General features: G+C 57.1%; 3 protein-coding genes. All 3 read right to left on the bottom strand.

Annotation, left to right across the window (positions count from 1 at the left end):
- Window positions 1-456 carry a DUF4386 domain-containing protein gene (locus tag ACFO1S_RS09520; RefSeq protein ID WP_378126672.1) on the bottom strand — a complete coding sequence of 152 codons (456 nt, stop codon included), beginning with the start codon at window positions 454-456 and terminating at the stop codon, window positions 1-3.
- 525 nt (window positions 457-981) lie between these two features.
- Complete coding sequence (locus ACFO1S_RS09515; protein ID WP_204605008.1) at window positions 982-9,852, bottom strand: S-layer homology domain-containing protein; 8,871 nt, start codon at window positions 9,850-9,852, stop codon at window positions 982-984.
- A 10-nt stretch (window positions 9,853-9,862) separates the two neighbouring features.
- A partial coding sequence (locus ACFO1S_RS09510; protein ID WP_378126670.1) for a cadherin-like beta sandwich domain-containing protein occupies window positions 9,863-11,172 on the bottom strand: 1,310 nt, incomplete at its 5' end.

Genomic DNA, 11,172 nt, shown 5'->3' with positions numbered 1-11,172 from the left:
TTATGAGGCGATCGCGTTTCGGTACTCTACCGGGGAGCGTTCGCCTAGTTTTTTCTGCAGATGTTTGTGTTTATTACCGATGACGGAATGATTCCAAATTCTCTCTTTGTCATCTTTCCGCATGCTCGCTGCGTCACGTTTGCTAAATCCCTTCACAATTAGCCAGGCGGCCAAGCTCATCTCATATACGCCCACGGGCAGAGCCAAGAACCCTTTCGCTGCCGAGTAAGGCTCGATGGCGCCGAACATCTCCAGCAGCCCCGCCGTGAACACGAGCACCGCCGTCACCATTCCGAACAGGGCTAACGGTCTTGGCACCAGCCTCGTCCGAAAAAGCAGATAACTATACAAGATCGTATTGACTCCAAGCATAAAGTTAGGTCCCAGTATCGATGTCCAGCGGTGAAGCCCCTGCAGCAGGTATCCGATTCCAAGACCAGGAAACGGAAGATTCACACATCGAGCTGATCCAACGTTTCGACGATGTTCACAGCCTTGATTCAACCTATCATATCTTCGCCCCGATCAAAAAACTGCCCATCGAATTCCGATGAGGAATAGCGCTATTCCATTAGGATCGGATGAACAAAAGATATCATAAGGCTCTTGGTCGCACTTTCCCAATCTTGCTGTAATCCCAGGTGGCAATGATGAAGAGAAGGGATCGGTTTCATGAATCCATTCCATATCCTAATGTACATGGATAAATCCGGCTGTCTGTAAGAAGGTCTGATCCTCGGGTTGACAAAAGACAGACATTTATTTATTCAGTATGGACAGGGCCTTCTTATCCAGATGATCAAAATGAAGATGTGTCAGTGACGTGTCTTGCGCTGGGCAAGACTGACTGGTGGAACTGGTTCCACCAAGCGGTAGCAGCATACACTATTAATCGCTTTGTTGTAAATTCTGCCCTTTAATCGTACAAGGCCCGTATCTTCCTTCCGGAAGTACGGGCCTTGCATCGACCTTGCCGCTCGTTTATTCGCCTTGGGCCGGCGCGTCTTGCTCCTGCCGATCGATCAGGCGCATTAACATGACCACGATTTCCGCGCGCGTTGCGTTAGACGCGGGCAGGAACTTCGAATTCGGATATCCGTTGATCACGCCGTTGGAAGATAGAATATCCACGCTATTCGCGGCCCAGGACGGAATCGCGTCCCCGAACGTCTTGCGGTTGCTGACGTCCGCCGTCAGTCGGTAAGCGTTCTGGAACAGTACCGTCATTTCCGCCCGCGTGACGAGCGAAGCTCCGTTGACGTAAAACTTGCCTTGGCGCGCCTTGCCCGTCACCAATCCGTTCGCATACGCAGCTGCAAGGTAAGGTCGGCTCCATTGAGCCAGCTCGTGCCAATCGGCGAAGTGCGCCGCAGCAGCGTCCAGATCGGCTTGCGTGCCGATCGCCAGCTTCCGGGCTCTGACCAGCATCGCGATCGCTTCGTCTCTTCTCGTAGGGCTGTTCGGAGCGAACAGATCCGCCGTTCGACCGGATACGATGCCCAGCCTGTAGGCTCTTTCGATCGCCTCTTCGGCCCAGGCCGCTTCGATATGCACGTCCTTAAACGTCCTCTTCGTCGGCAATCCGTTGTCCGTCGGATCTTCGGTTTGGCCGTCTTCCGTCACAGGAGCGCCACCGGACCCCGTATTCGTGCCCGTGTCTGTTCCCGGGTTAGCCGGTTGGCTGCTTTTAACGATTGAGACATCGTCCTGTGCAACGTTCCCCACGGAATCGATAGCCGTGACGGTGGTGTAAGCTTGCGTACCGGTACTGAGCGTGCCGCTTAAGCTAAATTGACCCTCACTGTCCGCCGTGGTGCGATTCCCTCGGTCGTCCATCACGCTCGCGTAGGGAACCGTGCTGCCTGCAATTCGGTAAGACCCGGCCGAATCGGCGGCGATCTTCCCGTCCGTTCCCGTCTCGACGAACAAAGCAGGCGGGAGACTGTTGTAGTGAACGGCCAATCCGTACTCGGATACGTCGCCTTGATCGTTCTCGGCGGCGATTCGCAGCAAGGTCGATCCTGCGTCTTCGCCTACGGTAATCGGTACGGAAGCCCGATTCTCATAATCGCCGCTGGCATAGACTTGTACGAAATTCGGCAGATTGGTGTTTTCGTCTAGCGTTCCGTCGCTTTGCCATAGGGTGAACTTGACATTCAAATCTCGCGTCTGTCCGTCCTCCGCGCTCACATAGGTGGTCGCGGCATCCAGTGTAAAATCGCCGCCTACCGTAAGCACCTTGCCTAACAGCGAATCGTTCGCGATGACGCCCGCGCTAGGTTTAACGTGAATGACAGGGAGCTTGACTAGCGGAACGTCGACGACGTCCGTCACCGTTGTCGGGCCGTAAATATACGACGAGTTCATCTCCGCGTCGTCCGCGTAGGCGAACGGCGTGACGGCAAGTCTGTAGCCGGCGCCCGAATCTATCCCGCCGAAGCGGAGGCTGATTTGTCCGTTCGCCTCGTCGCTAGCCGCCACTCGGTACTCGATGGGTCTGCCGGCATGCGCGACTCGGTTGCCGGTCGGCTTGCCGTCACTGCCAATCTCGTCAGTGTACGTCAAAGGCGATATGACGGCATTGCCGTCGGCATCGTACAACCGAACAAGATACCCGTCCGCGTCCGAGACTGCGCTCCACGAAGCATGAATCGTGCCGTTGCCGCCCGCAGATACGGCTACGCCGCTAATTAAGCCCGGCTCGAGCGGATTGACGACATTCATCGCCTGCTTCGCATTCCTGCTCGAATACGGAATCACTCTTGAGGAATCGGACATCGGCTTTCCGACCAGCGTCACTCTGGCGTAATACTGACCGCTTTGCAAATAGTTCAAATCCTGCTCCGTGAACGTATAGCTACCGGATGCCGCGCTGTCCGTTACATCCGCGGCGTCGACACTGAACGTGTGGACCAGCACACCTGCACTTCTGGCGTTCGGATCGTCGCCGTTGTCCGTCGACAGACGGACTTCGACTTGATAGTCTTCCGTTAAGGTATCCAGTCCCGACAAATCCCAGCTTACCTTATCCGCTCCGGCGTCATAGGAGACTTCCGCAATTTCCGGAACCGGCGCAATGGCAATAATCGAGCTGTCGAACGGCTGGCCGGACGCAATCGTCCAATCTCCCGCTTCCGCGCCCAGGCGAATCATAACCGTGTTCTCGGACACGACCGCCGCGTTCGCGTTCGGATCGTCGTAATAAGGCGTTCCGTCATCCAACGTTCCCGGATACGTCAAGCCGTACGGGTTGCCGCTCGGGTCCAGGACGCGTAGATCGTCTGGATCGGCGGATACGAGCACCGCATAATCCTCCGTCAAGCCCGCCGGGAGCGACACCGTATGCTCCGTTCCCTCGGCATTCGTCGATATCGCCGGCTCAACCGCGAACGTCCTTAGCAGACTTGGCGAGCCCCCGCTCGATGCGACAAGCCGCACGTTGGAGAAAGCGTTAATCTGTCCGAGCGCCGCGCCATTCTCGTCGTACACGGTCTGTCCTGTCGGTCCCGACTGCGCCGAAGAGAAGCTGCGGCGCCCCACGCTAACGGAACCGCTGCCGAACGCGTAGTTCACCTTAAACCCGAAACCAAGCAGCCTGAACGACGCGAAGGCATTCGTATTGCTGAGCCCGACGTCGCTGTTGAGCAACGTATACGGACCGATGGAGAACAGCCCGACATCGATCTCCGGCACCTGGAGTCTCCCGCGCAGCTGCCCATTCAAATTAAAGCCGTTGTTTCTGTAATAAGTCAGGTTGGCATTGCCTCCAGCCAGAATGACCGAGAAGTTCTTCAAAATGTTGGCTGCAATCTGCATTTGATACGATACGGAGGATTGGGTCACGTAGATGCCGGCCTGGAATTTGTCGAAGATCGACATCTTCAGCAGGGTCGGATTCCCGGACAGTTCAATCTGGGAAGGCCCGATCGCGAGCTCCACGTTGCTGAATTCGAGCAGGCCGGCGCCCGGAATAAGGCTTCCGACTTCGAAATCTCCGGTGAGCAGAATCAAGATCGGCGCGATGCCTTTATAGTTGCCGCTGATCGTGTCCGCCAGGCCCGAGACGCCGCCGCCGACTCTTGTCAAATACGCAATCGGTGTCATGGGTGTTACCGGAATTCCGTTCTCTAATCCGACGATGATCTTGATCGAGTCGGGAATAAGCAGACCGGTCTCGCCGTTCCTCTTCAGGCTCAAGCTCGACGCCAAGTTCGCCAGCTTGGCGTCTACATCGAATGCGACGGCGTAATTGCCGTTGAACGTATCGATCGAGCCTTCCGCGCTGCCGTTAATTCCGAACCCGCCGAGCAGCTTCTTCGAGATCTCCGTGCCCGGCGTGAAGGAGCCTTCCGCCGCAACCCCCTGGAAGCTAAGATTCCCTTTATTGTCCATGCCGTACTGGAGCCGATCGATGTTCAGATTGATCCCCACCGAATCGCTGCCCGGCAGCGCCATGCCGAAATAAATTTTCCCGTCGAAGATGACGGCGTCGCCGAGCAGCGTGGCCCCTGTAATGCCGGCCTGCATGCCGCTCCCCACAACGATCAGCTTGTTCTGGTTGCGGATCAGCACTTCGATGTTCCGCTTGGTCGGATCCTCCAGTTCCCCTTCCTCGTCCTTTGCATACTCGGAGATATATTCGATGCCCTTATCCAGTCTGATCGAGCCGCCAGCGTTCGAGATGATGCTGAACGAGCCCGCGGTCATATTGACGTCTTCCATTGTCAGGCTGACCGAGCCGTCGAGATCGTCGCGCACAATGAGCTTGCTCCACTCCTTCGACAAGTAGACCGCCAGACCGCCGTTAAGAGTCGTCGTACCGTTGAACACGTATTCGCCTCTCGTGCTTGCGCTGGCCGTGAAGCTGCCTTTGATCGTCATGACCGGCGTGCGATCGCCCAACTGCTGCGTCAAATCCTTTTCGCTCTCCGAGACAATAACGGAATGGTTGAACCGGCTGTCCGCGACTACGGCCATATAACCGAACTTGGTGTGGCTCAAGCTCGCGGCTGCCGGTATTGTAACAGACCGCTGCACGCCGTTGCTGGACACGTAATACGTAACGTCTGTCGTGCGGGACAACAACATATCGTCGGGCACCCGTACGACCAGGGAGTTCTCCGTTGCATCCGTTATGGCAGCCGCCAGCGTCGGATTCGGCGACGTGCCGATGAACACTTGTCCTTGACCGTTCATATTCGTTCCGTATACGTTGATCGTCTTGAACAGGCCTGCCAATCTGGAGTTCGGCGAGACGGAGGCGATGTTCCTGAGCTTCGTTGCGCCCGACGTCCCGCCTGCCGCCGGAGAATTCGTATCGATCGCATCGTACAGCAATTCGACCAGATCGATGCTGTTCTTCGTAACGGCCGGACAAGTGTATATGCTCCTGGTCTGATCCTGCGGGTCGGACCTTACGTACGTACAGGCATATACGGTCTTGTTGTTCAGTCGATCGCGAAACCGAACGACCGGCTGGTAGATTTTGCTCGAGTCGCTCGGCGGCGTGAAGCTGAACGTAATCGGTTCGTTCAGGCTCGCCCTGACCGGATAGCTTGAGAATTGCGCGGCGCTTGCCGTTGTAACGGGAATCGAGACGTCCGCGAACTGGGCGACGACTTTAATTGTCGCTCCGGCCGTCAGTTGGGCGGTAGACGGATAAGGCGCGACGCCGACGTCGATTCTGGAGTCGTAGGGATTGGCCGGCTGTATCTGCTTGACCAAGGAGCCTGCAGCCCCAGACATCTGGTACACTTGTACTTTGGACACGTATTTCGCCGAATCCTTGTTCACGATCTGCGCCTTAATCGTATCGCCCGGATAATATTCTGATTGTTCAACTGTCAATTCCGCGTTCGCATTCGACGTAATCTCTGTCTCTATGAGATTCGACACGACTTTCTGCACCCGTACGGTAACGTTCGCGTCGGTAAACGGCATGACGAACGAGTAGGTGCCGTCGCCGTTAGACGTCACCGGCAAAGCAACGTTCAGCAGGTCGGAGCGTACTTCGACCCCGGCAACCTTATACATTCGAGCATTGTAGCTTCCCGGATCGACGGTGATAACCGCGCCGGAATAATCGGTCGCCGGGGCTCGTACGGTCGCCTGCACGAATTGCGGGCCGCCGGACAACGTTGGCGATATAACGCCGGGAATCGTCGCTTGCACCGCGATATTATGCGCGGCTTTCCCGTCCGTCGAGGTCACGGACAGAAAAATCGGCTCGCTCGGCATAGAGAATGCGTAGCCGAATCGATAGCTGGTCGTGTCGAACAGCGTATTCGTCACGGGCGACGTCTTGGACGTGTTTTTGCCCACGATTTGCACGCCGGCCGGAATCAGCCCGCTCGACGTCGTCTGCAGCTTTAACGGATCTCCGGCAAGAAAGTAATAATAATTGCCGTATTCGTATGGGTTGGCGCTTCCCAGGCTCGGATTCGAATATTCGATCGTCGGATTCGTAAATCCGATCAGGTTGCGAATATCGATTCTCCTGGCCGTATCGGTATTCACCGTTATCGTAATTAGCCTGGCCGCCGCCGTCGCGTTACGATCGATCGTGATTTTCAAGCTCCACGGATGATTTTGCGCGACGCCGGTCGATACAGTCTGCACGCTCATCGGCACATCGTTGCCCAAACCGTCCCTGACGGAAATGCTCTTCACCATCGCGGCGGTGAGCGGCGCGGACGGACTCATCGTATCGATGGATTTGTTAACGAGCGTAATGCTGTAGTCGCTCTCCGCGGAGACGATGAGTCCCTGCTCGGGAATAAGCGTACTGCCCGAATACGCGCGAAAGTCGGTCGTATTGCCGATGTCGATCTTGATCGAATCGGTAATCGCCGTCGCCGGCCAGGTGACAATGATCGTGAGCGTATCGTTGGACACGCTTGTCGTCGTGACCTGGGCCGTGAACGTGCCTGCGCCAAGATTGACGATGTCGATTGCATTGTACGCTCCCGCTGTCGTGTTGAATTGATAGCCTGCCGCAGCAGTGAGCACATACTTGCTCCTATAGCTCTTCCCGATCGCGAACGTCCCGCCGGCCGGCTGATACGTTACGCCGTTATCGGCTGACCAGGCCATGCTGGAAGAGGCATGGTTGAAAAGATTATTCCCGTTCGTCTGAACAGCTCCCGTCACCGGAGCCGCCGTGCCGATCGAGATGTCCGCGGGGACGATCATCGCCGATCCCGTAGTCGGCCAGGTTACCACGACCGTTAACGTATCGTCCGGCAAGCTTGCCGTCGATACCGTCGCGGCAAATGTGCCTGCGCCAAGATTGACGATTCGGCCCGAGAGGTCTCTCGCCCCGTCCTTCTCGTAGACGCTCTCCGTCGAGTCGAACGCGTAGCCCTCCATAGCCGTCAGCACGTATTTCGTTTTATAGACTTTGGCAGCGGCGTACGTGCCGTCCGCTTCCGCGTAGGAGGCGCCCCCGTCGCCTGACCAGGTCACAGCGCCCGCTGCATGAGCGAACGTATTCGTCCCGTTCGCCTGAGTCGCGCCCGTCGACGGCGCAATCGTTCCGATCGAGATATCCGCAGGCACGATTGTGGCTGCGCCCGTTGCCGGCCAAGTGACCTCAATCGTCAACGTATCGTTTGCCGTGGCCGACGTGGACACGTCTGCGCTGAGCACGACCCCGCCCGGATTCTCGACGACAACGGCATTGTAAGCATTCATCGCTGTATCGAACGTATAACCGCCGTCCGTCGTCAGGACGTATTTCGTCCTGTAAACCGTATTCGGCGCATAGGCTCCGCTTGCCGCCGCATAAGAGAGGCCCCCGTCGCTTGACCAGGCAATGCTGGCGGTCGCATGCGGGAACGTATTGGCGCCGTCCGCCATACTTGCGCCGGTTATCGGTGCGATCGTCTTGATTACGAGCTCGTTCGCGGCGATCGTTGCCAACGCCGTCGACGGCCAGGTCACCGTAATCGTTAACGTGTCGTTGGAGGTGCTAGTCGTCGTTACCTGGGTTGTGGCCGTGCCTGAGCCCAGGTTCGGGATCGAGATCGATTCGTAGACTCCCGCCGTCGGATTGAAGGCATAGCCCGCATCTGCGGTCAACACAACCTTCGTCTTGTAAGCCTTGCCGGGCGCGAACGTCCCGCTCGCGGAAGCGTAGGTCGCGCCATTGTCGGCGGACCACGTCACGCTTGCCGTCGTATGTGCAAAAGCGTTCGTGCCGTCCGCCACATTCGCCCCCGTTACCGGAGCAATCGTGCCGATCGACATTCCCGACGCGTCAAGGGTCGTAAACGGCGCTGCAGCGGTCTGCGGCCACGTAACGACGATGGTCAAAGTGTCGTTCGAAGCGCCCGACACGACTGCGGTATACGTGCCCGATCCGAGATTGGCGATGCCGCTGGTCAACGCCTTCGCTCCGCCCGCTTCGTATACGCCTGCAGCGGAATCAAAGAAATAGCCCGCTTCCGCAGGGATGACATATTTCGTTTTATAAGTCGTTACGAAGGTATAGGTGCCGCTCGCCGGATTGTAGGTCGCTCCGTTGTCTGCAGACCAATTCACCTCGGCCGTTGCATGGTTGAACGTATTGACTCCGTCCGCCACCGCTGCCTCCGCGACCGGCGCCAGCGTGCCGATAGAGATATCGTTCGGCAGGAGGAGCCCTGTCCGAGGCCAGATGACCTTAATTGATATCTCGCCTGGTTCATTTTCGTACACCTGGAACGTACCCGATCCAAGATTCGCAATGCGGCTCGACAGATCTCTGGCCCCGCCCTTTAAATAAGCCGACCTCGAATCAAAGGTATAGCCGTTCGCCGCCTTGAGAACATACTCCGTTGCGTAAGTCATTCCGGAGACGAAGGGATCTCCTTCATCCAAGTAGGCAAAGGGAGTCTCTTGACTCCAGTCCACATAGGTGACCGTCGCATGGTTGAATATGTTCGTTCCAATCGCGGCGACTCCGGACGGTACCGGGGCAAGCGTGCCGATTGATATATCCGAGGCCCCGATGACAATCAGCCCCGTGCCTGCATCGGTCGACTCCCAGCCTACGATGAGGGTCAAGGTGTCATTAGGCCGTGTATTGCTCGATACGCTTGCTCCTGCCAAATATCCCGTGCCGAGATGAGCAATGCGTCCCGCTAAGGACTTTGCTCCGTCCAGATAGATTCGGCTCGTGGTATCGAAGGCATATCCATCGTTGGCAGTTATGACGTATTTCGTGAAATAGTGCGTATTGGCTGCGAACGTCCCGCTCGCTGCAGAGAAAACCGTGCCATTGTCGGACCACGTAATCACGGCCGAGGCTTTGTTGAACGTGTTCGGACCGTCCGCGATTGTCGTTCCCGTTACCGGGGCAATCGTTCCGATGGAGATATCGGAAGGCTCAATCGTCGCATTCGGCCATGTGATCACGATCTTCAGCGTATCGTTCAGCGTAAACCCCGTGCTTACAACCGCAGTGAACGTTCCCGTGCCTAAGTTGGAGATATTGCCCGTTATGTCTTTTGCTCCGTTTTTCTCGTATACGCCGGGTACCGGATCGAATACATAGCTTGAGTTGGCCGTTAAGACGTATTGGGTTCGATAGACCGTGCTTTGCGCGAAAACACCGCTCGCAGCGACATAGACGGTTCCGTCCGTGGACCACTTGACATCCGTAACCGAACCACCGCCGAACACTACTGCTCCATCTTCAAGGTTTGCCCCGTTCACTGGCGCTTCTGTTCCGATCACAATATCGGATGCAGCAACGACCTCTTCGGCCAACGCAATCATCGGCAGCATCGTGACTAGCAGCGCTATCGATAGAATGATAGATACGAGCTTAGAGATGATCTTCGTTCTCAAGTACGAGCGTAATCGTTTCATAGGGTCCTCCTTAATCTGCCCATTGAAGGTCGACGTTGCGGCAGACAGTCAGCATACGAAGAATCATAGCAACCGCCTGTTCACGCGTCCCGTAGGCGCTCGGATTAAACCTGCCGTCGCTGCCGCCCTTCACCACTTCAACGCCGGCCAGCAGCTCGATCCATTGACGCGCCCAGCTTCCGTCCGTATCCGTGAACAAGGCGCTGCCGGCAGACACCTCGAAAACCATGAGTCGTGCCAGAATGGCCGAAATCTCGGCCCGGGAAATCGGCTGATTCGGCTTGAAAGCCCCGTCGCCCACACCCTCGATGACTCCTGCGGCAGCCAAAGCGCGAATGGCCGGTTCCGCCCAGTGTCCCGTCGTATCGGAAAAAGTTGCGCTCGCGCCGCTTGCCGTATTGAGATACAGTGCGTTTGCAACCATTGTCGCGAACTCGGCACGCGTAATCGAATCGCCGCCGTGGAAGCTCCCGTCGGCTCTCCCTTGAACAATGCCCAGCCGCTGGGCGGTCTGGATGGCTTCGAAGCTCCAGCTGTTCTCCGTCACGTCGCCGAACGGCTTGTAAGCGGTCGCTTGAAGAGTAGCAGCAGCGGCTTCTCTCACCTTCGGCGCGTCCACGATCTTCTCGTTCAATAACGGCCCGCGGGAGATTGGCGGCGCGATGTCGTTGCTTGCTCTCGTTATGGTAACCGTATACGTCTTCGTCGTTCCGTCCTCGGCAGTAACGGTAATCGAGATCGTATTGTCTCCCACGCTCAGAGCGATCTCGCCGGATGCAGAATCGCTCGACACAGCCGTACCGTTCACCTTAACCGTTGCATAACGGTCGGTTGTTATCGACGTTAAGGTGATGCTGTTCACGTTGTGCGCTACGTTTGCCTTATAGCTCGTCGTGTCGGATGCAAACGACGGGCTCAAGCTGCCGCTGGACAGCGTCAAGCCGTTCAGGCCCGTGTCGTTGCTCCTGCTAACACCGCCACCGCCGCCAATCGGCGCTGCTGCCCTTGTCACCGTCACCGTGTACTCGCTCGTCGTCGTGCCGTCCTGCGCCGTCACCTCGACCGTGATCGGGTTGTCACCCACGCCAAGACCGATCGTTCCCGACGCCGAACCGCTCGTCACGGGCGTACCATTCACCTTCACCGTCGCGTTATTCTCGCTCGTCGTCGGCGTCACCGTGATGCTGCTTACGCCATTCGCCACGCTGGCGGTGTAGTTAAGCGTGCCCGATGCAAACGACGGGCTTAGGCTGCCGCTGGATAGCGTCAAGCCGCTCAGGTTCGCGTTGCTGCTTAGCTCTCTTGTCACCGTCAGCGTAT

This window comes from Cohnella boryungensis, from assembly GCF_042651945.1.
Lineage (GTDB): Bacteria > Bacillota > Bacilli > Paenibacillales > Paenibacillaceae > Cohnella > Cohnella boryungensis.
The sequence above is the reverse complement of the archived record's forward strand: the minus strand, read 5'-3'. Positions and strand labels throughout refer to the sequence as shown.

Excerpts from the sequence above, each read along its gene's own strand:
- ACFO1S_RS09515 (WP_204605008.1), bottom strand. The coding sequence starts at position 9,852 with ATGAAACGATTACGCTCGTACTTGAGAACGAAGATCATCTCTAAGCTC.